Origin of the sequence: [Actinomadura] parvosata subsp. kistnae (genome assembly GCF_900323885.1) — a bacterium.
Classification (GTDB): domain Bacteria; phylum Actinomycetota; class Actinomycetes; order Streptosporangiales; family Streptosporangiaceae; genus Nonomuraea; species Nonomuraea composti.
This window is the reverse complement of the sequence record NZ_OOHJ01000023.1, coordinates 361,490-383,129: the sequence shown is the minus strand read 5'-3', so window position 1 is coordinate 383,129 and position 21,640 is coordinate 361,490. Positions and strand designations below refer to the sequence as shown.

20 protein-coding genes are annotated in these 21,640 nt (G+C 74.2%); 5 read left to right on the top strand and 15 right to left on the bottom strand.

The genetic code is table 11. The annotated features are described in order from the left end of the window. The first annotated feature begins 64 nt into the window (after positions 1-64). Positions 65-3,406 carry a 3-keto-alpha-glucoside-1,2-lyase-like domain-containing protein gene (locus KIS93_RS53235; protein ID WP_080037569.1) on the top strand — a complete coding sequence of 1,114 codons (3,342 nt, stop codon included), beginning with the start codon at positions 65-67 and terminating at the stop codon, positions 3,404-3,406. Between the two features lie 44 nt (positions 3,407-3,450). Here the strand turns inward: KIS93_RS53235 and KIS93_RS53230 are convergent, their stop codons facing one another. Continuing rightward, positions 3,451-4,029 carry a TetR/AcrR family transcriptional regulator gene (locus KIS93_RS53230; protein ID WP_080037568.1) on the bottom strand — a complete coding sequence of 193 codons (579 nt, stop codon included), beginning with the start codon at positions 4,027-4,029 and terminating at the stop codon, positions 3,451-3,453. A gap of 99 nt (positions 4,030-4,128) precedes the next feature. On the opposite strand from KIS93_RS53230, the gene KIS93_RS53225 reads away from it, so the two are divergent. Both KIS93_RS53225 and KIS93_RS53220 read left to right on the top strand, forming a co-directional pair. Then, positions 4,129-5,025, top strand: a complete 897-nt coding sequence (locus tag KIS93_RS53225) for a TIGR03620 family F420-dependent LLM class oxidoreductase (protein ID WP_080037567.1) — start codon at positions 4,129-4,131, stop codon at positions 5,023-5,025. A 99-nt stretch (positions 5,026-5,124) separates the two neighbouring features. Then, positions 5,125-5,490 carry a hypothetical protein gene (locus tag KIS93_RS53220; RefSeq protein ID WP_080037566.1) on the top strand — a complete coding sequence of 122 codons (366 nt, stop codon included), beginning with the start codon at positions 5,125-5,127 and terminating at the stop codon, positions 5,488-5,490. A 104-nt stretch (positions 5,491-5,594) separates the two neighbouring features. Here KIS93_RS53220 and KIS93_RS53215 read toward each other — a convergent pair whose 3' ends face one another. Together KIS93_RS53215 and KIS93_RS53210 are read right to left on the bottom strand one after the other, a co-directional pair. Next, on the bottom strand, positions 5,595-6,020 hold the full coding sequence (locus KIS93_RS53215) for a GlcG/HbpS family heme-binding protein (protein WP_080037565.1): 426 nt from the start codon (positions 6,018-6,020) through the stop codon (positions 5,595-5,597). A gap of 36 nt (positions 6,021-6,056) precedes the next feature. Beyond that, positions 6,057-7,412 carry an MFS transporter gene (locus KIS93_RS53210; RefSeq protein ID WP_186404968.1) on the bottom strand — a complete coding sequence of 452 codons (1,356 nt, stop codon included), beginning with the start codon at positions 7,410-7,412 and terminating at the stop codon, positions 6,057-6,059. A gap of 95 nt (positions 7,413-7,507) precedes the next feature. On the opposite strand from KIS93_RS53210, the gene KIS93_RS53205 reads away from it, so the two are divergent. Further along, the gene (locus tag KIS93_RS53205) at positions 7,508-7,942 is read left to right on the top strand and encodes a MarR family winged helix-turn-helix transcriptional regulator (RefSeq protein ID WP_080046582.1); all 435 of its coding nucleotides are present in this window, start codon (positions 7,508-7,510) and stop codon (positions 7,940-7,942) included. A 343-nt stretch (positions 7,943-8,285) separates the two neighbouring features. Here KIS93_RS53205 and sigJ read toward each other — a convergent pair whose 3' ends face one another. From sigJ to KIS93_RS53190, 3 genes are all read right to left on the bottom strand, one after another. Then, entirely contained in the window at positions 8,286-9,257 is a 972-nt protein-coding gene (sigJ, locus tag KIS93_RS53200; RefSeq protein ID WP_080037564.1) for an RNA polymerase sigma factor SigJ, read from the bottom strand. A gap of 32 nt (positions 9,258-9,289) precedes the next feature. Continuing rightward, entirely contained in the window at positions 9,290-10,033 is a 744-nt protein-coding gene (locus KIS93_RS53195; RefSeq protein ID WP_080037563.1) for an SDR family NAD(P)-dependent oxidoreductase, read from the bottom strand. A 130-nt stretch (positions 10,034-10,163) separates the two neighbouring features. After that, a complete protein-coding gene (locus tag KIS93_RS53190; RefSeq protein ID WP_155126715.1) occupies positions 10,164-10,310 on the bottom strand; it encodes a hypothetical protein in 147 nt (48 codons plus the stop codon). 40 nt (positions 10,311-10,350) lie between these two features. On the opposite strand from KIS93_RS53190, the gene KIS93_RS53185 reads away from it, so the two are divergent. Continuing rightward, positions 10,351-10,734 carry a hypothetical protein gene (locus tag KIS93_RS53185; RefSeq protein WP_155126712.1) on the top strand — a complete coding sequence of 128 codons (384 nt, stop codon included), beginning with the start codon at positions 10,351-10,353 and terminating at the stop codon, positions 10,732-10,734. Between the two features lie 4 nt (positions 10,735-10,738). Here the strand turns inward: KIS93_RS53185 and KIS93_RS53180 are convergent, their stop codons facing one another. From KIS93_RS53180 to KIS93_RS53140, 9 genes are all read right to left on the bottom strand, one after another. Beyond that, positions 10,739-11,077, bottom strand: a complete 339-nt coding sequence (locus KIS93_RS53180; protein ID WP_080037561.1) for an ArsR/SmtB family transcription factor — start codon at positions 11,075-11,077, stop codon at positions 10,739-10,741. 59 nt (positions 11,078-11,136) lie between these two features. Beyond that, positions 11,137-12,534, bottom strand: coding sequence for an FAD-dependent oxidoreductase (locus tag KIS93_RS53175; RefSeq protein WP_080037560.1), 1,398 nt, complete (start codon positions 12,532-12,534; stop codon positions 11,137-11,139). A gap of 84 nt (positions 12,535-12,618) precedes the next feature. Next, entirely contained in the window at positions 12,619-13,911 is a 1,293-nt protein-coding gene (locus KIS93_RS53170) for an MFS transporter (RefSeq protein WP_222108007.1), read from the bottom strand. Between the two features lie 56 nt (positions 13,912-13,967). Continuing rightward, a complete protein-coding gene (locus tag KIS93_RS53165; RefSeq protein WP_080037558.1) occupies positions 13,968-15,062 on the bottom strand; it encodes an ABC transporter substrate-binding protein in 1,095 nt (364 codons plus the stop codon). 13 nt (positions 15,063-15,075) lie between these two features. Continuing rightward, a complete protein-coding gene (locus KIS93_RS53160) occupies positions 15,076-15,846 on the bottom strand; it encodes an ABC transporter ATP-binding protein (protein ID WP_080037557.1) in 771 nt (256 codons plus the stop codon). Continuing rightward, the gene (locus tag KIS93_RS53155) at positions 15,846-16,937 is read right to left on the bottom strand and encodes a FecCD family ABC transporter permease (protein ID WP_080037556.1); all 1,092 of its coding nucleotides are present in this window, start codon (positions 16,935-16,937) and stop codon (positions 15,846-15,848) included. Before KIS93_RS53155 ends, KIS93_RS53160 begins: the two co-directional genes overlap by 1 nt. 67 nt (positions 16,938-17,004) lie before the next feature. Next, positions 17,005-19,272: an FtsX-like permease family protein gene (locus KIS93_RS68575; protein ID WP_329607762.1), complete on the bottom strand. Its 2,268-nt coding sequence runs from the start codon at positions 19,270-19,272 to the stop codon at positions 17,005-17,007. Between the two features lie 208 nt (positions 19,273-19,480). Next, a complete protein-coding gene (locus KIS93_RS66640) occupies positions 19,481-20,803 on the bottom strand; it encodes an ABC transporter ATP-binding protein (protein WP_230466050.1) in 1,323 nt (440 codons plus the stop codon). Positions 20,804-20,894: 91 nt separating this feature from the next. Next, complete coding sequence (locus tag KIS93_RS53140) at positions 20,895-21,560, bottom strand: ABC transporter ATP-binding protein (RefSeq protein WP_080037554.1); 666 nt, start codon at positions 21,558-21,560, stop codon at positions 20,895-20,897. Positions 21,561-21,640 lie beyond the last annotated feature (80 nt).

Sequence of the window (21,640 nt, the reverse complement as noted above, 5' to 3'; positions counted from 1 at the left end):
GCATCCGCCGACACGGCCGCCCGCGCCGGCAAACGCGGCACCCCCCTCCGAGATGGGATAGGTCATGCGGAAAATCCCCCTGTTATCCCTCTTAGCGCTCCTCCTCACCTGCCTGGTCGTCCCCGCCCCCGCGCACGCCGAGGTCCCCCCGCAGGAGCCCGGCGTCACCCTGCGCACGTACGACGTCCAGGTGGAGCTGTCCAAGCTCTGCACGCTCAAGCCCGGCCAGACCCCGAACGTGGACAAGCTGATGCCCACGATCGACTGGACCTCCGACGCCGACTTCGGCCTGACCGACATGTTCGTCACCGAGGTCGTCGGCAACATCAACATCGCGGCGGCCGGCACGTACGAGTTCCGCCTCACCAGCGACGACGGCTCCCGCCTGCGCATCGACGACACCGTCGTGGTCACGAACGACGGCCGGCACGGCCCGATCGCCATCGACGGCACGATCACGCTCACCCCGGGCTACCACGCGCTGCGCGTCGACCACTTCGAGCACCTGTACGGCCAGCAGCTCAAGCTGGAGTGGAAGCCGCCCGGCGCCGCCGACTTCGCCCTGGTGCCGACCTCGGTGCTCAGCACGGACGCGGACGTGGTGCGGGTCACCGCCCCCGGCCGCAAGGAGTGCGAGAGCGGCGCCGACTCGCCGGGCGACGGGCTGCCGCTGCAGTCCGTACATCCTGACCTGACACTCACCGACCTGCGCCCGGCCGGGTTCGAGCCGCAGGTGAGCGCGATGGACTGGCTGCCGGACGGCCGGCTGGCGATCGCGACGTGGGGCGGCTCCGAGAACCGGCTCGGCGAGGTCTACCTGCTCGGCAACGTCACGGGCGCGACGTCGCCGGAGCGGGTGACGACCAAGCGGATCGCGAGCGGGCTGCAGGAGCCCATGGGCATCAAGTACGTGGACGGCAAGCTGTACGTCTCGGAGAAGTCCCGCCTGGTGGAGCTGAACGACACCAACGGGGACGAGGTGGCCGACGACCTCCGTACCGTGGCGACCTGGCCGTTCGGGGGGAACTTCCACGAGTTCGCGTTCGGCATGCTCTACCGGGACGGCCACTTCTACATCAACCTGTCCGTCGCCATCGACTTCGGCGGCGCCACCACCGACCCGCAGCCCGTGCGCGACAGGGGCACCACCATCAAGGTCAGCAAGGCCACCGGCAAGGTCGAGTACCTGGCCGGCGGCCTGCGCACGCCGAACGGCATCGGCTGGGGCCCCGAGGGTGAGCTGTTCGTCACCGACAACCAGGGCGGCTGGCTGCCGGCCTCGAAGCTCGTCCACATCAAGAAGGACCGCTTCTTCAACCACTACACCAACCCCGACGGGCCGTTCGAGGAGCAGCCGGTGAGCGCGCCGGTGCTGTGGCTGCCGCACAACGAGATCGCCAACTCGCCGAGCAACCCGGTGGTGCTGAAGCGGGGCAGGTTCGCGGGGCAGGTGCTGTTCGGCGACGTCACGTACGGCGGGATCCAGCGCGCGTACCTGGAGAAGGTCGGCGGCGAGTACCAGGGTGCGGTCTTCCGCTTCACGCAGGGGCTGGAGGCGGGGGTCAACCGGATCAGCCTCGGCCCCGACGGCGCCATCTACGCGGGCGGGCTGGGCGCCGGCGGGAACTGGGGCCAGCCGGGCAAGCTCACCTACGGCCTGCAGAAGCTGACGCCGGGCGACGGCAAGGCGTTCGACATCCTCAAGATGCGCGCCGTGGAGGGCGGCTTCGAGCTGGAGTACACCCAGCCGCTGTCGGCGGAGACGGCCGCCTCGCTGGCCTCCCGCTACCAGGCCGTCCAGTGGCGGTACGTGGCGGCCTCCACCTACGGCGGCCCGAAGGTGGACGAGGAGCCGCTGACCGTCACCGCCGCCAAGCTGACCGCCGGCGGCAGGAAGGTCCGGCTCGCCATCGACGGGCTGAAGCCGGGGCGCGTGGTGCACCTGCGCTCGCCGCGCCCGTTCAGCTCGGCGTCGGGGCAGCCGCTGTGGAGCACCGAGGCGTGGTACACGCTCAACTCGCTGGCCGGCGGCCAGGCGGTGGCGGACACCACGTACGAGGCGGAGAGCGCGTCGCCCAGCGGCGGCGCGAAGCTGAACACCGACCACGCCAGCTACTCGGGCAGCGGTTTCGTCGACGGCTACTGGAGCGCGGGCGCCTCGACGCGGTTCGCCGTGCGCGTCCCGGAGGCCGGCACGTACCAGGTGGGCCTGCGTTACTCCAACGGCCCGCACCCGGCGCCCGGCACGAAGTCGCTGAGCGTGTACGTCAACGGCGCCAAGGTCCGGCAGGTGCCGCTGGCCACGACGGAGACGTGGGACCAGTGGGCCACCCGGATCGAGCCGCTCGTCCTGAAGGCGGGCGCCAACACGATCGCCTACACCTACGACAGCGGCGACGCGGGCAACGTCAACCTGGACGCGATCACCGTGTCCGCCCGCCCGGTGCAGGAGGCGGAGCAGGCGGCGCTGCGCGGCGGCGCGGCGGTGAGCACGGACCACCAGGGCTACACCGGCAAGGGCTTTGTCGGCGGCTACACGGCGCAGGGCGCGAGCACGACGTTCACCGTCCGGGCCGACACCGCCGGCCGGCACAACGTCGGGCTCCGCTACGCGGCCCCCGAGGGCACGTCGGTGAGCGTGTACGTCAACGGCGCGAAGGTCCGGCAGGTGCGGCTGGCCGCGACCGGCGGCTGGGACGACTGGGCCGTCCAGACCGAGCCGCTCGACCTCAAGCGCGGCGCCAACAAGATCGCCTACCGGTACGACGCCGGCGACAAGGGCGGGCTCAGCCTCGACCACCTCACGGCGGCGAAGGCGGAGCGGATCACCCTGTTCGACGGCTCCAGCCTCGCCGCCTGGGAGAAACGGTCGGGCGGGGCGGCCACGTGGCCGATCGCGAACGGCTCCATCGAGGCGTACGGCGGCGACATCCGCACCCGGCGCACGTTCGGCGACTTCAAGCTGCACGTGGAGTGGTACGAGCCGGACTACCCGCCGGACGTGACCGGCCAGCAGCGCGGCAACAGCGGCGTCTTCCTCCAGGAACGCTACGAGGTGCAGGTGCTGGAGTCGTACGGCGACACCACCCCGGCCGCCAACGAGGCGGGCGCCATCTACAACAAGCGCGCCCCCGACCGCAACATGGCCACCGCGTCCGGCACGTGGCAGACCTACGACATCACCTTCCGCGCGGCCCGCTACACCAGCGCGGGCGTCAAGACCGACGACGCGCGGGTGACGGTCGTCTGGAACGGCGTCACGGTGCACGACGACGTGCCCATCGACGGCGGCACCGGCGACCACCTCCCGGAGAGCGCGGCGTCGGGCGCGATCCGCTTGCAGGATCACGGCGACCCCGGCGAGAACCCCCGCTTCCGCAACGTGTGGATCGAACCGGTCTCCTGACCCCGCAACGCAGGCCGCCCGCTCGCGCTGAGCGGGCGGCCTCGCTATCGGGGGCTGAGGCCGTCGAAGAGCAGGTCGAGGAGGCGGTCGAGGTCGGCGGGGGCCTGGGGCGGGCTCTGCTCGTGGGCCCACGCCACCCCGAACACCATCGTGGTCAGCTCGGCCACGGTCAGGTCGGCGCGGATGTCGCCGTGGCGCTGGGCGCGGGCCAGCAGGGCCTGCCCCGCCGCGCGCATGGAGGCGCACGAGGCGTGCAGGGCGGAGGACTCGTCGCGCAGGGTCGCCGACAGGGCGGCCGTCAGACCGCGGAACGTGGTGCCTGCCTCGGCGAAGCCGCGCGCCCACGTGCGCAGCGCGGCCCGGGGTGAGGCGTGGTCGAGCAGGGCGCGGGCGGTGGCGCCGAGCGCGTCGAACCGTTCCCGCAGCACCTCTTCCAGCAGCGCCTCCCTGGTGGGGAAGTGCCGGTAGAGGGTGCCGATGCCGACGCCGGCGCGGGCGGCGACGTCCTCCAGGGACGCGGCGACGCCGTCGCGGTCGAAGGCGGCGCGGGCCTCGGCCACCAGGCGGTCGCGGTTGCGCCGGGCGTCGGCCCGCAGCGGCCTGGTGGTCGTCTCGCGGTCCATGCCGTCTCCTTCACCCGTTGCCAATCGGAGCCTGCCTCCGTATCGTAGCCCGGGGAGCAAGCGGAGGCTGCCTCCGTAAATGGCGAAGGGTGGACAGTGATGGACCTCGGGGAGACCAGGGACCGGCTCGGCTCGTACGGCGTGTGGATCGCGCCCCAGACGCTGCTCGGCACGCCGGTGTCCGTGCAACGCGAGCAGTTCGCGCGGATCGAACGGCTCGGATACCGGTCGTTGTGGACGGGCGAGCCGCCCACCGAGTCACCGGCCGGCGGGCGGGAGATCTTCACACAGCTCGCGGTCGTCCTGGCCGCGACCGAGCGGCTGGTCGCCGGCTCGGGCATCGCGAACGTGAGCGTCCGGCAACCGGCGGCCACGCACACGGCGGCGGCCACGCTGGCCGAGGCGTACCCAGGCCGGCTCGTGCTCGGGCTCGGCGGCCGCGCCGGCGAGCGGCCGCTCAGCGGGCTGCGCGACTATCTGGACGCCATGGACGAGGCCGCCGCCCGCCTCCTGCCCGGCGTCGCCTACCCCCGGGTGCTGGCCGCGCTCGGCCCCAAGGCGCACCGGCTGGCCGCCGAGCGGACGTCCGGCGTGCACCCGTTCCTGCAGCCGGTCGAGCACACCGAGGTCGCCCGCGCCGCGCTCGGGCCCGGCCCGCTCGTCATCCCGCACCAGGCCCTCGTCCTCGACCCCGACCCCGTCACGGCCAGGGGACGCATCCGCGCCCTGCTGCGCGCCGGGCAGCGTGACGTCGAGACCCCGTACACGGCGAACTACCGGCGGCTCGGCTACGGCGACGACGACCTGGCGGGCGACCGCAGCGACCGGCTCGTGGACGCCACGCTGGCCTGGGGCGACGAGGAGACGGTCGCCCGCCGCCTGCGCGCGCACCTGGACGCGGGGGCCGACCACGTCCTGCTCCATCCGCTGGCCGGCGACCTTCCCTCTGCGGTCGACACCCTCGAACGGCTCGCACCACATCTGCACTACGGTTAGTACGCGGCTGTGCTCGGAGAGCCGCCGAATGCCTTTACTCTTCCGTTGACAAGCCGATAGGTTGGCTTGTCAAGAACTGGCTCTCCCGAAGGCTGAGGTATGACCCCCAAGAAGCTCGTCTCCGTCCTGCTCGGTTGCGCCGCCACGGCGGCCGTGATGCTGACCCCGGCGACCGGCGCGGCGGCCGCGGCGATCGAGCGTGACAGCGTCCGGTGCTCCAAGCCCAGCGGCCAGTGGGCGAACTTCTCCTGGGGCGAGGGCAACACCAGCGCCACGATCTACTTCAACAACCACTGCAGCCACCGGGTCAGCGTCAGGATCACGTTCGTACGCAAGGGCTCGGTCGGCGACAAGGCCGCCAAGTACCGCTGCATGACGGTCAACGCCCACACCAAGGGCAGGAAGAAGTTCTACGCCGCCGTCTACGAGCCGTACTCGGTGACCCGGGTCTCGCACTGCGGCTGACCCCTCACCCCGGCAAGGCGTCCGTGAGGGGCAGGCCCGCCTCGCGCGGCCGCCGCCCCAGAACCGCGCGAGGCGGGCCTGGGGCGGGACGTGACCGGCGGAACCTACCGGTCGAGAGCCGCCAGGCCCGCTTCGGCGATCTTCACGTCGTCGCTCCAGTGGCCGCCGCACACGCCGACCCCGCCCACGACGTGGCCGTCCACGATGATCGGCACCCCGCCCCCGAACGCCACCAGCCGCTCGACCCCGGCCGGCGCCCCCAGGGCGAGCGGGGCGTCGTCCTTGATGAACTCGTGCCACCGCTCGGTGCTCATCCCGAATCCGGCGGCGGTGTACGCCTTGTCCTGCGCGACCTGGATGGCCATGACGGGGGCGCCGTCCATGCGGGCGAACGCGGTCAGGTGCCCGCCCGCGTCCACGACCGCCACGGCGTACGCGACCGGGGTGTCCCGCGCGGCCCGCACGGCCGCCTCGACGACGGCCTGGGCGGCGGCGTGGCTGATGGACGGGCGCTGGATGGTGTGCTGCATCGGTCTCTCCTCACATGAATGACGGGAACGGGGAAGTCATCGCGCCTGGACGGGCTCGGCCGGACCGGACGGGCGCCGCTGCTCGACGGCGCCGGCGGGACCGGCGGGTGACCGCTGCCCGGACGCGTCGCCGCGGTTAGCGGAGCTTCGCTGCTCGGGCGCGTCGCCGGTGGGACCGGCGGGGCGTCGCTGCTCGGGCGCGTCGCCACGGCCGGCGGAGCGTCGCTGCTCCGCGCGTACCGGGATCACGGCCATGGCGGCCAGCGGGAACGCCGCGGCGAGCGCGAAGGCGGCGGCGTAGCCTCCGGAGCCGATCACGGCGGCCATGAGCGGGGGTGTCGCGGCGGCGACCGCGTTCTGCGCGGTGTTCTGGATGCCCAGCGCGCGGCCGGCCCACTGGCGCCCGGCGTGCTCGGCGACGGCGGTGAACGCCAGCCCGTTGGGGCTGACCGACACGATCGACGCGGCCACCACGGCGCCCACCGCGATCGCGGACCCGCCGGCCGCGCCCGCCGCCAGCACCCCGGCGACGACCGCGATCGCCCCGGACACGATCCGCATCGGCCGCAGCCGGCCGCCCACCCGGTCGGACCACCAGCCCGAGGCGAGCCGCGCCACCGCGCCCCCGACCTGCGCCAGAGCCAGGATGTGACCGGCCTGGGTGGCGTCCCAGCCGCGCTCGTCCACCAGGAACACCAGCGCGAACGTGGCCACCGTGAACTGCGGCACGATCAGCAGCGCGCTGGCGCCGTGGATCCGCCACAACACCGGCGTCCGGTACGGCGACCCGCCGCTCTCTTGCGCGGACGCCGCCGCCCGGGCCGGATCGCGTACCGCGACCGCGACCAGCACCGCGCCGGCCAGGCAGAACGCCGCCATGAACGCCAGCGCGGACCCCCGCCCCGCCGCGGCCGTCGCGGGCAGGACGAGCGCCGCCACCGCGACGCCGATCGGCTGCGCGGTCTGCCGCAGGCCCATCGCCAGCCCGCGCTCGTGCGCGGCGAACCAGCCCAGGATCAGCCGCCCGCTGGACGCGTGCACCGACCCGCCGGCCGCGCCGGCCAGCAGGAAGCAGATGCCCAGCGCGGCGACGCCGCGCACCTGGGTCGCCACGGCCAGCACCGCGCCCGCCCCGGCCAGCCCCCCGGCCAGGACCCACCGCTCGCCCCACCGGTCGGCGGCGGCTCCCCAGGCGATCAGGCTGACCAGCAGCCCCGCGGTGGGCGCCGCCGCGAGCAGCCCGGCCGCTCCCAGCGACAGACCCTCCTCGCGCAGCGCGGGGATCAGGTACGGCAGGCCGAACTGGAACGCACAGCCCGCGATCATGGCGAGCATGCCCGCCACCAGCACCATCCACCGCCGCCGGTCCTGCCCGGCCTCCTCGCCCGCCATGACGTCCCGCCTTTCCTCGTCGGGTGTTCGATGGCTGATAGTTAACAGTAAGCATGCTGATAGTCGCAAGATGATTTACCGCTAGCATGGACGTCGTGCACTACTCCGAGCGGCTCCTCGCCTACGTCAAACGCGCCGAGCAGACCACCCAGCTCGCCAAGGAGAGCGTCCTGCGCTCGTACGGGATGACGCCGGCACAGCAGTCGGCGCTGGCCATCCTCAGCGACCACGACGGCATCACCTCGGCCGAGCTGGCCCGCAAGGTCGGGGTCACCGCGCAGACCATGAACAGCACCGTCGGCCGACTGGAAGCCCGCGGCCTCATCACCCGCAGCCCGCACCCGATGCACGGCAGCCTCATCGAGATCCGCCTCACCGAGGCCGGGCGCGAGCTCTTCGACCGCGCGGACGCGCGAGTGGCCGAGCTCGACCACCAGCTCGGCGCCGACCTCACCCCCGAGGAGCTGGCGGACCTGAAACGCCTGCTGGCCCGCGTCAGCGACACGGCAACCCGCCTCGCCAAACCCTGACCAACGCCGGCCAGCCCTCACGGCCGCACCTGCGGGCCCAGCCGGACCTGCGGACGCGGCCAGGTCAGCGCGCAGGCGAGTCAGCGCGCGGCGGGTGGGCCTGCGGGCACCAGCGGTCCCGTGAACGCGGCCGGGCCTGCGGATCCGGCGAGTCAGCGCGCGGGCGAGTGGACGCACGCGAACGGGCAGCCCTACAGACACCCGCGCCCGGACACAAGCAGGTGAGCAAGCACGAGCGGTCGGGCGGGCGGGCCTGCGGGCAAGCACAGGCGAACGAGCGCACGCGGGCGGGCGGGCCTGCGGGCAGCCGGCTTTCAGGGTGCGCCCGTCGGGGACGAGCCGGCTACTTCTGGGGCAGCAGTGCCACGTCGGACACCGGGCCGAGGTGGGTGAGCTTGTCGGGGTTGGCGATCGAGTGGATCGCCTGGATCACGCCGTCGGGGTCGATGTCGAGCCCGACCACGCTGGCCACGCGCCCCTCCGCGTCGTGCATGACGACCCCCGGCCCGCCGTTGACCCAGGCCGGCCGGTAGGTGACGCCGAGCAGGGAGACGCGGCGGAGGCCGGCGATGAGGAGGCGGGCGACGCGCTGCGCGTCGGTCGCCGGTTTCGCGATCGCCTGCGCCTTGCCGCCGCCGTCCCCATGCAGGACGACGTCGGGGGCGAGCATGCCGAGCAGGGCGTCGAGGTCGCCGCCGGCGGCGGCGTCGAAGAAGCGGCGGGCGAGCTCCTCCCCGTGCGCCCGCCGCGCCGGGGGCGGCGCGCTGTGGCGCACGCGCCCTCCGGCGGCGATGCGCTGCCGGGCGCGGGCGAAGATCTGCCGGCAGTTGACCTCGGTCTTGCCGGTGATCCTCGCCACGTCGGGGTAGGCGTACCCGAAGACTTCGCGCAGCACGAACACCGCCCGCTCCACCGGCGACAGCGACTCCAGCAGCACGAGGAACGCCATCGACAGCGAGTCGGCCAGCTCGGCGTGCTCGGCGGGCCCGGGGGCCGCGCCGGCGGGGGCGACGACCGGCTCCGGCAGCCACTCCCCCACGTACGTCTCCCGCCGTACCCGCGCCGACCGCAGGTGGTCGATGCCGAGCCGGGTGACCGCCGTCGTCAGGTACGCCTTCCGGTCGGCGATCACGGTGCCCGCCTGCTGCGCTTTCGTCAGGCCGAGGAACGCGTCCTGCACGATGTCCTCGGCGTCGCCCACGGATCCCGTCATCCCGTACGCGATGGAGAACAGTAGCGGCCTGTACGCGTTCGCGCTCGTCTCATCCCCCGGCCCGGACACAGGCTTCCTCTTCTCCTCGGCTGGCGTGCTCATCGGCGGGCGCCAGCGTATCCGAGAGGTTCCGGCTACCAGGCGATGGGGCCGAGCCGGTCGACGAAGATCCCGCTGGGCCCGTCGGGGCCGAGTGTCGCGAGCCTGACGATCGAGTCGGTGCCTTCGGTGACGGTGAGCTCGCCGGTGTGGTTGTTCATGTCGGTGGCGGCGAACTTGTGGTTGGCGACCTCTCCGGGGGTGGCGATGTTGAACTTGATGTGCGGGAGCGCCTGCGCGTACCGGACGGTGATCATGTTCAGGGCCGTCTTGGACGAGCTGTAGGCCAGCTCGTGGAACTTGAAGGCGTTCTGCTCGGGGTCGGTCACGACCGAGAAGGCTCCGATGGCGCTGGACACCATGACCACGCGCGGGTGGTCCGCGGCCTCCAGCAGGGGCAGGAACGCGTGCGTGACCCGGATCGGCCCGTAGACGTTGGTGTCGTAGACGCCGTGGATCTCCTCGACCGTGGCCTGCGCGGGCGTGATGCCCCTGCCGGGCGCGCCGGCGTTGTTGATCAGTACGTCGAGCCGGTCGGTGTGCTCGCGGACGAGCCGCACCGCGGCTGCCACCGACTCGTCGGAGGTCACGTCCAGGGGCACCATGACCACGCGCGCGCCGCCGGCGGCGAGCTTGTCGGCGGCCTCCCGGCCGCGGCCCTCGTCCCGCGAGCCGAGGAAGATCGTCCAGCCCAGCTCGCCGAGCCGCCGCCCCGCTTCGAGGCCGAGCCCCTTGTTGCCGCCAGTGATCAGGACCGAGGTCTGCTGTGTGTTCGTCATGCCCTCTCAAGACGGGGCACCCCTCCTGGCTGTGACACGGTGTGAGCGAGGTCACATGACGGCGTGGGTGGAGTCTCGCGTCGCTTCACCGTGCTGGAAATACCAGGACAACGGGCATATATCGCCCAGCTCACAGCCCCTCTCTTGACCAGCCCATGTAATCGCCGTGCTGGCGCTGTTCCGGCAGATGCTGGGCGGCGCGGGGGTGGTGAACGGCCGGCTGTCCGACCTGGGCACGGGGCCGCCCGGTGACCGGCATGGCGGGTTCGTCGTCCACCGTCTACGATCATGCTGGTTCCGCGGGACGGGAGGGTGCGATGAGGGGCCGCATGATGGCGTTCCTGGGGGTGCTCGTCGTCGCGGGGCTCATGATCGCAGGGATCGTGGCGCTGCGTGGCACCGGTGACCAGCGGTTCGTCGACTCGTCGGCGCAGCTCGAAGCGTTCGCTCGCACGGTGCGGGAGGGAGAGCGGCTGGGGCCGCGTACCGTCGGCGGGATGGAGTTCGAGGAGGTGCGGCGCGAGCGCGGTGTGGTCGTCTTCCAGCGCGGCGAGTCGCTGCACAGCCCCTACGGGTACGCCTGGAGCCCGCAGGGCGATCCCGGCCGGGTGCTGGAAGGGGTGGAGTGGTCGGCGGACGCCGTCGAGCAGCGGTTCGAGCACCTGCACGGCGCCTTCTACTCCTGGCAGGCGCGGCGCTGACGGCTCACACGGTGACGAGGGGCGTGAACAGGGCGCCGAGCCTGCTCACCGTCTCGGGGACGACGCGGTAGTACACCCAGGTGCCGCGCCGCTCGCCGTCGATGAGGCCGGCGGTGCGCAGCACCTTGAGGTGGTGGGAGATGGTGGGCGCCGTCAGGTCGAAGGCGTCGGTCAGGTCGCAGACGCACGCCTCGCCGCCGGCGTGGGAGCCGATCATCGACAGCAGGCGCAGGCGTACGGGGTCGGCGACCGCCTTGAGGAGCGTGGCCAGCTCGGCGGCGTCGTGCTCGGTCAGCGGCTCACGGGCGATGGGGGCACAGCACGCACCCGTGGTGGCGGTCACGACGACACCTCCTGCTTCGACATGTGTCTAAATGATATCGCGCACGCCTGAGGGGATGGTCAGCCGCAGCAGCCTCCCGCGCGGGAGGCGGACACGTCGGCCAGCGGGAGCGGGGTGGACAGGAGGCCGCCGCCGATGCCGGTGGCCAGGCCGACCCGCTGCTCCTGCGCCTCGGCCAGGCTGGAGGAGCAGACGCCGGTCTCGGGCAGCTCCAGCCGGACGTCGCGGGCCGCCTCCCAGTCGCCGGCCAGGGCGGCGGCCACCGAGCGGGCCTGCTCGTAGCCGGTGGCCAGCAGGAACGTGGGGGCGCGGCCGTAGCTCTTGACGCCGATGGCGTAGTAGCCGTCCTCCGGGTGGGCCAGCTCGGCGGCGCCGTGCGGCGGGACGGTGCCGCAGGAGTGCGCGTTCGGGTCGATCAGCGGGGCCAGCGCGCGGGTCGAGCCGAGGACGGGGTCGAGGTCGAGGCGCAGCTCCCCGGCGATGGAGTGGTCGGGGCGGTAGCCGGTGGCGGCCACGACGCGGTCAGCGGTGACGGCCTGCTCGGCGCCGGACGGGGCGCGGCTGATCACTCGTACGCGCTCGCCGTGCCGTTCGACGGCGTGGGTGAAGAAGCCGGTCACCAGGCGGATGCGGCCGCTCTCGACGTGGGCGTGCAGGCGGGTGCCGAGCGCGCCGCGGGCGGGCAGCGCGTCGGCGTCGCCACCACCGTACGCGCGGCTCGCGCTCCCCGCGCGGATGGCCCACGTGATCGTGGTGCCGTCGAGCTGGGCGAGGGCGAGCAGGGTGGTGGCGGCCGAGTGGCCGGCGCCGACGACCAGGACGTGCTTGCCGGCGTAGCGGTCGCGGTCGGCGCCGAGCACGTCGGGCAGCGCGTGGTCGATCAGATCGGCGGCCTCGCCCTCGCCGTGGGCGGGCAGGCCGGACGCGCCGAGCACGTTCGGGGTGGTGTAGGTGCCGGAGGCGTCGATGACCGCGCGGGCGTGCAGCTCGCCTCCGTCGGCCAGGCGGATCAGGAACGGGGCCTGATCCCTGCCGTTGGTACGGACGCGGTCGTAGCCGACCCTGCTGATCGCCGTCACCTTCGCCCCGAACCGCACCTTGTCGCCGAAGAGCCCGGCCAGCGGGGCCAGGTAGTCCTCGATCAGTTCGGCACCGGTGGGGAGCCACTCGGGGTCCGGCGCGGTCCAGCCGGTCGCCTCCAGGAGGCGGCGGGCGGCGGCGTCGATGTCGTACTTCCACGGGCTGAACACGCGCACGTGGCCCCATCGGGCCACCGACGCCCCTGCCTGGTCCCCCGCCTCCAGCACGACGAAGCCGAGGCCGCGTTCGGCCAGGTGGGCCGCGGCGGCCAGGCCGACCGGGCCGGCGCCGATCACCACCACGGGCAGGTCGGCGGGGCGGGCGGCCTGCGTGCCGGGCTCCGGCTCGACGGCGGTGGGGCCGCAACATCCGCTCATGGCACATCCCCTTCTGTTTCGATGAATGTCTAAGTACAGGCAGGATCTCCTACGGATTTGAAGGTTGTCAAATTAGATGGATGTCTAAGCAGTCGTTCTTGAGAAGCCGCGGCTGCCGGGCGCCAGGGCCGCCACGGCGGGCGCGAGGAAGCACACCAGCGTGCAGCCCGCCAGCACCGGCACCAGGCCGAACGCTTCGACGGCCGGGGCCAGGAAGGCGAGGCCGACGGGGGCCAGGCCGTAGGAGACCAGGAAGTCCAGCGAGGAGACGCGGGCGAGCAGGCGCGGCTCCACCTCGCGCTGCGTCGCGGTGAACCACGGCACGTTGAACAGCTCGATGCCCAGGCCCGCCACGGCGTAGGCGGCGAAGACCACCGCCGGGTGCACCGGCAGCAGCAGGCTGAGCGGCGCGCAACCGTACAGGGCCAGGCCGGTCAGGGCGGTCCAGCCCTGGGCGCGCGGGCTCCAGCGGGCCACGAGCAGCGCGCCCGCCAGCGCGCCGAGGGTGTAGGCGGTGAGGGCCGCCGCGAGCACCGCCTCCGTTCCGTACCGGTCGCGGCTGACCAGCGGGAGCGCCACGCCGGTGACGGAGTACCCCGTGAAGATGACGGCGGCCAGCGCGGCGAGGCCGGCCACGAACCACGGGTGCCGGCGCGCCTCCCGCACCCCCTCACCGAACTCCCTCAGCAACCGCGCCCGCCGTGGCGGTGGGGCGGGGGTGGGGAGACCTCGGGGTGGGAGGAGGGCGGCGATCAGCCACAGCAGGGCGGTGCCGACCAGCAGCGCCCGGGTGTCCAGGACGGACGCCAGCAGCGCCGTGCCCGCGGGCGCGACCAGGGTCGTGACGCGCACGGCCAGCGTGACGGCGGCGTTGGCCTGCCGGCGCCGGCCGCCGTCGACGACCTCGGCCGTGAGCGCCTGGAACGCGGGCCGGCACGCCCCCTGCCCGGCCCCGACGATCGCCGCCGCCACCGCCATGAGCACGACGGACCCGCCGCCGCCCGCCACGACCTCCGGGGCCGCGAGCCCTGCCACGACGTCCGGGGCCGCGAGTCCTGCGGCGAGGTCAGGGGCGGCAGGCCCGGCCGCGACGTCCGGGGCGGCGAATCCCAGGGCGATGGCCGGGGTGGCGAGGGCCGCTGCCAGGCCCGCCCACAGGACGACCGACCGGCGGGAGTACCGGTCGGCGAGCACGCCGCCGATCGGCACCGCGGCGAGGAAGCCGGCGGTGCGGGCGGCGAGCACGACGCCGAGGTCGGCGGCGCTGAGGGTGCGGTCCAGCACGGCGAGCCCCAGCACGAACGGCAGCGCCCAGGTGGCCAGCCCCGACGCGGTGGTGCCGCACCACAGCAGGACGAACCGCCGCTCCCACAGCAGCGACCGCGCCGGCGCCGCTGACGCGCCCCGGCCCCCGGACGCGGCCGCGTCACCGGTCACGGCGCCGAGCCCGCCACGACGACCGAGTCCCCCGAGCCGACCGGCCTGGCCGAGCGTTGCGGGCCCGCGATCCCACCGGCCGCACCCCGCTCCCCCGCCCCGTCGAGCTCGCGCAGGTAGGCGGCGAAGCCTTCGAGGCCGTCGATGTTGCGGGGCCCGCTGATCCCCTCGTTGTAGTCGAGGACGTAGAAGCGGTCGTTCACCACGGCGGGCAGCTTGCTGGTGGTGGGGAACTCCTTCAGGAACTTGATCTTCTCGGCGGCGGGTTTGTCCCCGTAGTCGAGGATGATGACGACCTCCGGCCGGGCCTGGATGACGGCCTCCCAGGTGACCTCGCCCCACCGCGCGTCGAGGTCGCCGAAGATGTTGCGGCCGCCGGCGAAGCGGATGATGTCGGTGGGCGGCACCTGGCTGCCGGCGGTGAACGGCTTGTCGGTGCCGGAGTCGTACAGGAAGACGGGGACGGGGTCGCCCTTGGGCGCCTGGGCGCGGACGGCGGCGACGCGCTTGCGGTAGCCGTCGATGAGGGCGCGCGCCCGGTCCTCGACGCCGAAGATCTTGCCGAGGCGTTCGAGGTCGGTGTAGAGGGCTTCGAACGGCGGCACCCGTTCGGGGTGGCCGGGGTAGTTGAAGCACGATTCGGTGTGCATGAAGCTCTGGATGCCGAGGCCGTCGAGGATGGCGGGGGTGATGCCGCGCTGGTCGCTGAAGCCGGAGCGCCAGCCGGCGACGACGAGGTCGGCCTTGGCATCCACGACGAGCTCCCGGTTGAGCAGGTCGTCGCTGAGGAATTTGACCTTGGCGTACTCGGCCGCCCAGGGCGATTCGGTGACGGGCGGGTTGGCGGGCGGCATGACGTAGCCGTGGACGTGCCGGGTGAGGCCGAGGGCGAACAGCTTGTCCGCGCTGCCGCCTTCGTAGGCGACGGCCCGCTGCGGGGTGGTGTACTGGACGTCCTGCCCACATCTCTTGACCGTCACCTTGCGGGCGGCGGCGGCCCCGCCGTCGGCGACGTGGGCGCCGCAGCCGGCGAGCAGGAGCGTGCCGGCCAGGGCAGCGGCGGCGGCGGTGAGCCGGGAGCGTGGGATCACGCGCGGTCTCCTTTCATGGGCCCAGGGCGTAGAGCACCTGGGGGACTCCGGTCAGCGGGTGCGGCACGACGCTCGCCTCGACGCCGAACGACTCGCGCAGCAGCTCCTCGGTGAGGACGTCGGCGGGCGTCCCGCAGGCGACGAGCCTCCCGTGGGACAGGACGGCGAGCCGGTCGCAGGCGGAGGCGGCCAGGTTGAGGTCGTGCAGGGTGACGAGCACGCCGGGGCCGGCGTCCTTGAGCATGGACAGCAGCCTGATCTGGTGGTGCAGGTCGAGGTGGTTGGTCGGCTCGTCGAGCACGAGCACCTGCGGCTCCTGGACGAGCGCGCGGGCCACGAGGACGCGCTGGCGCTCGCCGCCGGACAGCGACAGCACGCCGCGCCCGGCCAGGTGCAGCACCTCCATCTGGGCCATGGCGCGGCGGCACAGCTCGCGTTCGCGGGCGCTGAGGGGCTGGTTGCCGCGCAGGTGGGGGGCGCGGCCGAGGGCGACGACCTCTTCGACGGTGAAGTCGAGGTCGGCCCGCCCCTCCTGGGTGAGGGCGGCAACGAGGCGGGCGCTGTCGCGCAGCGGCATCCGGGTCAGGTCCCGGTCGTCGATCCGTACGGCGCCGCCGCTCGGCCGCAACGCCCGGTACACGCAGCGCAGCGCGGTCGTCTTGCCGGAGCCGTTGGGCCCGATGAGGCCGACGACCTGCCGCTCGGCGACGGCGAGCGTCAGCTCTCGCACGATCGCGGTCTCCCCCAGGGACACCGACAGCCCGTCCAGCAGCAGCCGCGCCATCAGCGCCCGCCGAGCAGGTAGCCGCGGCGGCGCAGCAGGACGACGAAGACCGGCACGCCCACGAGCGCGGTGATCACGCCGAGCGGCAGCTCCCGTGGCGCGACGAGCGTCCTGGCCACGAGGTCGGCCCACACCATGAAGATCGCCCCGGCCAGCGGCGCGATGGTGAGCACGCGGACGTGCGCCGCGCCGGTCCACAGCCGCACCAGGTGCGGCAGCACCAGCCCGACGAACCCGATCGCGCCGCTGACGGCGACCATCGCGCCGGTGGCCAGCGACGTCAGCACGAACAGGCCGCGCCGCAGCCGGACGGTGTCCACGCCGAGGCTCGCGGAGGTCTCGTCGCCGAGGGCGAGCACGTCGAGGCTGCGCCCGAGTCGGCGCAGCACGACGACGGTGACGGCGACGGCGGCGGCGACCACGGGCAGCGCTCCCCAGGTCGCGGCGCCGAAGCCGCCCATCGACCAGAACAGCACGGTGCTCGTCGACTCCCCGTCCGGGACGAAGTACACGATCAGGCTCATCACGGCCTGGAAGCCGAACGCCATGGCCACGCCGGTGAGCACCAGCCGCAGCGGCGTCAGGCCGCCGGCCTCGCGCGAGGCCAGGTAGACCAGCGCGGAGACGAGCAGCGCGCCGAGGAACGCGCCGGCCGAGACCGCGTAGACGCCGAGGGCGGTGAGCGCGCCGGTGACGCCGACCAGCACCGCTCCCGCCGACGCGCCTGAAGACACGCCCAGCACGTACGGGTCGGCCAGCGCGTTGCGCACCATCGCCTGGATCGCCACGCCGACGACGCTGAGCCCGGCCCCGACGAGGACCGCGAGGAGCACGCGCGGCGTGCGCACCTGCCAGATGATCTGGTACGCGGTGACGTCGCCGGCCGTGATGGTGCCGCCGGTCACCGCCGCCCACAGGTAACGCAGCGTCTCGCCGGGCGGGACGGCGGCGGCGCCCAGCCCGATGGCCAGCAGCACGGACACCGCGAGGACGCCGGCCAGCAGGGCGACGGTCAGCGGCATCGCGAACGTGGCCGCCGGCGGCGGCTCGGACGGCGTGGTCAAGGACACTCCCCCGGAAACGACAATCATTTCCGGGAGACCGTATCACCACAAAAGGCGCAATATGAAGATGGTTATCGTTCTGGAGGGCCGGCGGTCAGGCAGGCGCGTCGCGCAGGCGTTCCACCCGGATCCCGCGCAGCAGCAGCTCCGCCACGACCACCGCCGCCAGCAGGCTGGCCAGCAGCGCGCCGCCGACCACGAGGGCGACGGGCGCCGCCGCCACCTCGTGCGGCAGCGGCGGCGTGAGGGGCGGCTCGGTGAACTGCGGGATCCTGCCGAGCGCGGCCCGCGCCGCCAGCAGCCCCGCCAGCAGCCCGGCCAGGGTGCCGGCGGTCACCGTGATGACCTGCTCCAGCAGCAGCGCCACCCGCAGCGCCGCCACCTTGGCGCCGGACGCCTCCAGCGCGGCCAGCTCGTAGCCGCGCCTCCTGGCCGCCGCGTGCAGGGCGAGCACCGTGCGGCCGAGCGCCAGCACGGCCGCCGCCAGCGCGGAGACCAGCAGCAGCAACAGCGCCAGCCCCGGCCCCTGGCCGGCGAACGACGCGGCCACGTCGGCCACGTGCCGCCGCGACACGACCGTCAGCCCCTCCCGCTCCAGCGCCCGTTCCAGCGCGGCCGTGTCGGTGAGGCCGGTCCAGACCTGGTGGACGGCCTTGTCGTACACGCCGTACGCGATCCGGTCGGCGTGCTCCAGGTTGACCAGGACGCCGGGCCCGGTCAGGCCGGGTGCGGCGGCGGTGGCGACGGCGGTGCGCACCGGCCCGGCGAAGGCGTTGTCGAGGCCGGGGACGACGCGGTTGCCGACCGGCCCCACGGCGATCGCGGGCGGCAGCGGGTCGTACGTGGCGGGGCGCAGCGTCTGGTTGCCGGTCATGGTGACGGCGAACGTGCCGTCGCGCTGGAGCGGGTTCTCGTCGTTCGACCACGGCGGCAGGTGCAGGGCCCGCCAGCGGCCGCGCTCGCGGACCGCCAGGCCGGTGACGGTCACCCGCACGTACGCCGACTCCTCGAACTCCGGCGGCGGCACGGGGTCGCCGCGGAAGGCGCGCAGCTCGCACGGGGCCTGCTCGCAGGCGGGCGGCAGGTTCCACTCGTGCGTGCCGGAGCGGCCGGTCAGGTCGCCCAGCGGGAGCTGGGCGGGGCGGAGCTGGCCGGGCACCCGGAAGGTGACGAACAGCTTGATCGTCCAGCCGCGCGGCGGCCGGTCGTGGGTGACCTCGGCCCTGAACCGGTCGCCGCGCACGAGCACCCGGGGCGTGGCGGGCGTGGGCAGCGCGGCGGCGGCCCTGGCCAGGGAGGTGCCGCCGGCCAGGTCGGGCCGCCAGGCGGCGCCCACGGCGGCCAGCCGGGCGGGGTCGGTGGCGATGAGCTGCGGCGGGCCTGGCACCTTGATCACGGGCGCGGCGGTCCTGCCGCCGGGGTCGGCGGCGGCCACGGCGGCGAGCAGCCGGCCGGGCTCGACCGGCCGCACCGTGATGGCGGTGGCGGCGCCGTTGTGGAAGCGGGCCGTCTCGGCGTAGTCGCCGGACGTGGCGCTCCAGGCCGACACCGCGAACGTGGCCAGCCCGAACGCCGCCCCCAGCACGATCACGCTGCCCGCGGTCACCGGCCCCCTGGCGACCTGGCGCAGCGCCAGGAACGGCCCGAGCCCGCCGCGCCGCCTGGTGACCCCGAACAGCCGCCCGGCCAGCACCGGCAGCGCCCGGCCCGCCAGCAGCGCCACGCCCAGCGCGACCAGGCCGGGCACCGCCAGCGCGCCGGGGCCGCGCCCGGACACGTCCGTGATGAGGCCGCCGGCCAGCAGCTCGGCCAGCCCGACCACGGTGACCGCGAGGACGACCGCGTCCAGCACCCAGCCGCGGGACGTGCGGCGCGGCGTGCGCCGCCACTCCTCGACGACCGGCCGCGTCGCCGTGCGCCAGGCGGCCGTGGCCGCCGCGAGCACGCCGCCCAGCATCGCCGCGACCCCGGCCGCCGCCGCGTCCGGCGGGAACGTGACCGGGATCCCCGCCGGCAGCAGCGCCCCGATCATCAGGCCCGCCGCCGCGTGCCCGAGCAGCAGCCCGAGCGGGACGGCGGCGGCGAGCAGCAGCAGCGGCTCGGCCAGCGCGAACCGCCACACCCGGGCCCGCCCGTGGCCGCGCAGCCGGGCCAGCGCGATCTCCGCGCCGCGCGCCCTGACCAGGTCGCCCACGGTCTGGAAGAGCAGCATCCAGCCGAGCCCGACGAGCTGCGCGATCACCAGGAGCGTCGGCACGCCGAGCGCGCCGGTGCCCGCCGTGATGGCCTTGACGGTGTCGCCCACCCAGGAGAAGACGATGTCGCCCGAGCGCGGCGCCTCGGACTCGGCGGCGGCCTGCATCGCGGCCAGCCGCTCCACGTCCGTGCCGTCGAGCCGGTCGGTGACGATGGGGACGATCGCGTAGTCGGTCCAGCCCGCCTCGCTCGTCACCCCTCCGGAGATGTTGTACGTCTCCAGCCGGGTCTCCGGCACCGTGAACAACGCGTCCGCCTTGTCCCGGCCCGGGTCCCCGTCCGGGGAGAACAACGTCCTGCCGAACCAGAACGGGTCACCAGCGGGGCCCGGCCGGTAGATCCCGACCACGGTCAGCGGCGCCGGCTCGCGTCCCCTCGGGGTGAACTCGACGCTCACCACGGCCGACAGCGTGATCCGCTGCCCCACCTCGAACCCGGACGCCTGGCTGGCCATCACCTCCTTGGCCGCGCGCGGGCACCGCCCTTCGGCGAGCGGCAGGTGCGCGCACTGCCCGTCCTGCCACACCAGCGAGTACGCGCGCCGGTCCCCCGGCCGCCCGCTGCTCGCCTCCATGCCGAGCACCGGCCGGCCGGTGAAGTCCGCGCCCCTCGTGAACGCCGCGACCTTGGCCTCCAGGCCGCCCTTCGTCGTCGTGAACCGCCAGCCGCGGCCCTCCACCGGGGCGGCGCGCACCGCGTCCCTGGCGATCGTCGTGCGGGCCGCCGCCGAGTAGACCGGGCCGACGGCGGCCGACGCGATCGGCACGAGCGCGATCAGCAGGACGACCAGCGAGAGCGTCCGGCGTTCCCAGAGGCCGCGCAGGATCACGGCTCGGCCTCCGCAGCGCGATGCCGTCCGCCAGCTCCTCGATGCGGGCCATGGAGCCGGGCGGCAGCAGGTGGTGGTACTCGGGCGGCACCTGCACGGCGCCCTCGCGGCCGACGACCACGAAGTCCTCGCCGCGCCTGCCCTCGGCGCCGACCCGGCCGTCCCTGATCGTCACCGTACGGCTCAGCGCCTCGCTCACCGCCGTGTCGTGCGTGACCACGACCGCGGTCGTGCCCTCGGCGGCGGCGACGTCCTTGATCAGCTCGACCACCCGGGTGCCCGACTCCTCGTCGAGCTGGCTGGTGGGCTCGTCGGCCAGGAGCAGCTTGGGGGCGTTGGCCAGCGCGACGGCCAGGGAGAGCCGCTGCTGCTCGCCGCCGGACAGCTGCCCGGCCGGGCGGCCGCCCGCCTCCGCCAGGCCCACCCTGGCGAGCAGGTCGCGGGCCCGCCGGCGGTCGCGCCGGACGGCCCGCTGGGCGAAGGCGATGTTCTGGGCGGCGGACAGGTAGCCGATGAGGTTGCGTGCCGGGTTCTGCAGGACCATGCCGATGTGGGCGGCGCGCAGCCGGTCGAGCCTGCGCTGGTCGAGCCGCCCCAGGTCGGTGCCCTCCAGCCACAGGCGGCCGGCGCTCGGACGCAGCAGCCCGGCCAGCAGCCACAGCAGCGTGGACTTTCCCGCGCCGGAGGGGCCGAGCAGGGCGACGGTCTCGCCCGCGTCGATCACGAGGTCGACGTCGCGCAGGGCGACGACCTCGACGTCCCGCGCCCGATAGATCTGGACGATCCCGTCACACCTGACGACGCTCATGCGCGGCTCTCCCGGCGGCTCTCATGGACTGCGTGTGGCGCGGCGATGGCGAGCTTTCATGAACCGCTCCTGGAGCGGCGATGGCGAGTTTTCATGAACCGCTCCTGGAGCGGCGGTGCCGGGCCACCGCGCGCAGCTCGATCACCCGGTCGCAGCGCTCGGCCACCTCGGGGTCGTGGGTGGCGATGACCAGCGTGGTGCCGTCGTCGGCAGCCGCCAGCAGCTCGTCCAGGACGAGCGCGCGATGCGTGCCGTCCTGCTCGGCGGTCGGCTCGTCGGCCAGCAGCACCCGGGGCCGCAACGCCAGCGCCCTGGCCACCGCGACCCGCTGCTGCTGCCCGCCGGACAGCTCCTCCACCAGGTGGTCGGCGAACTTCGCGACCCGCAGCCGCTCCAGCGCCCGCGCCGCGAGCCCCATCGCCTCGCGCGGTGGCCGCCCCGCCGCGCGCAGCGCCACCTCGACGTTCTCGGCCGCGGTGAGCAGGCTCAGCAGCCCGTACGACTGGAGCACCAGCGCGAGCCCGGCCCGCAGCTCCGGCTGCTCGTCCAGGGGCACGCCGCCGACCAGGACGCGGCCCGCGGCGGGCGGCAGCAGCCCGGCCAGCGTGGTCAGCAACGTGGTCTTGCCCGAGCCCGACGGGCCCATGAGCGCCACCCGCTCGGCCCGGTCGAGCTCGAGGGTGAGGTCTTCGATGATCGTGCGCCCGCCCGCCCGGCAGCTCAGTGCGCGGCACGCGAGCGCCGGTCCAGGTGCCATTCGCGGATCATCCTCCCGATCGGCGATCCGCGTCAACGGCCGCCGGTACGTGCTGGTGGCGGTCGGCGGCGCCGAGACCC

Excerpts from the sequence above, each read along its gene's own strand:
- sigJ (WP_080037564.1), bottom strand. The coding sequence starts at position 9,257 with ATGAGCACGCCAGCCGAGGAGAAGAGGAAGCCTGTGTCCGGGCCGGGG.
- KIS93_RS68575 (WP_329607762.1), bottom strand. The coding sequence starts at position 19,272 with ATGCAGGCCGCCGCCGAGTCCGAGGCGCCGCGCTCGGGCGACATCGTC.
- KIS93_RS53230 (WP_080037568.1), bottom strand. The coding sequence starts at position 4,029 with ATGGACCGCGAGACGACCACCAGGCCGCTGCGGGCCGACGCCCGGCGC.
- KIS93_RS53215 (WP_080037565.1), bottom strand. The coding sequence starts at position 6,020 with ATGCAGCACACCATCCAGCGCCCGTCCATCAGCCACGCCGCCGCCCAG.
- KIS93_RS66640 (WP_230466050.1), bottom strand. The coding sequence starts at position 20,803 with ATGAGCGTCGTCAGGTGTGACGGGATCGTCCAGATCTATCGGGCGCGG.
- KIS93_RS53225 (WP_080037567.1), top strand. The coding sequence starts at position 4,129 with ATGGACCTCGGGGAGACCAGGGACCGGCTCGGCTCGTACGGCGTGTGG.
- KIS93_RS53155 (WP_080037556.1), bottom strand. The coding sequence starts at position 16,937 with ATGATTGTCGTTTCCGGGGGAGTGTCCTTGACCACGCCGTCCGAGCCG.
- KIS93_RS53210 (WP_186404968.1), bottom strand. The coding sequence starts at position 7,412 with ATGGCGGGCGAGGAGGCCGGGCAGGACCGGCGGCGGTGGATGGTGCTG.
- KIS93_RS53185 (WP_155126712.1), top strand. The coding sequence starts at position 10,351 with ATGAGGGGCCGCATGATGGCGTTCCTGGGGGTGCTCGTCGTCGCGGGG.
- KIS93_RS53235 (WP_080037569.1), top strand. The coding sequence starts at position 65 with ATGCGGAAAATCCCCCTGTTATCCCTCTTAGCGCTCCTCCTCACCTGC.
- KIS93_RS53175 (WP_080037560.1), bottom strand. The coding sequence starts at position 12,534 with ATGAGCGGATGTTGCGGCCCCACCGCCGTCGAGCCGGAGCCCGGCACG.
- KIS93_RS53195 (WP_080037563.1), bottom strand. The coding sequence starts at position 10,033 with ATGACGAACACACAGCAGACCTCGGTCCTGATCACTGGCGGCAACAAG.
- KIS93_RS53140 (WP_080037554.1), bottom strand. The coding sequence starts at position 21,560 with ATGGCACCTGGACCGGCGCTCGCGTGCCGCGCACTGAGCTGCCGGGCG.
- KIS93_RS53220 (WP_080037566.1), top strand. The coding sequence starts at position 5,125 with ATGACCCCCAAGAAGCTCGTCTCCGTCCTGCTCGGTTGCGCCGCCACG.
- KIS93_RS53160 (WP_080037557.1), bottom strand. The coding sequence starts at position 15,846 with ATGGCGCGGCTGCTGCTGGACGGGCTGTCGGTGTCCCTGGGGGAGACC.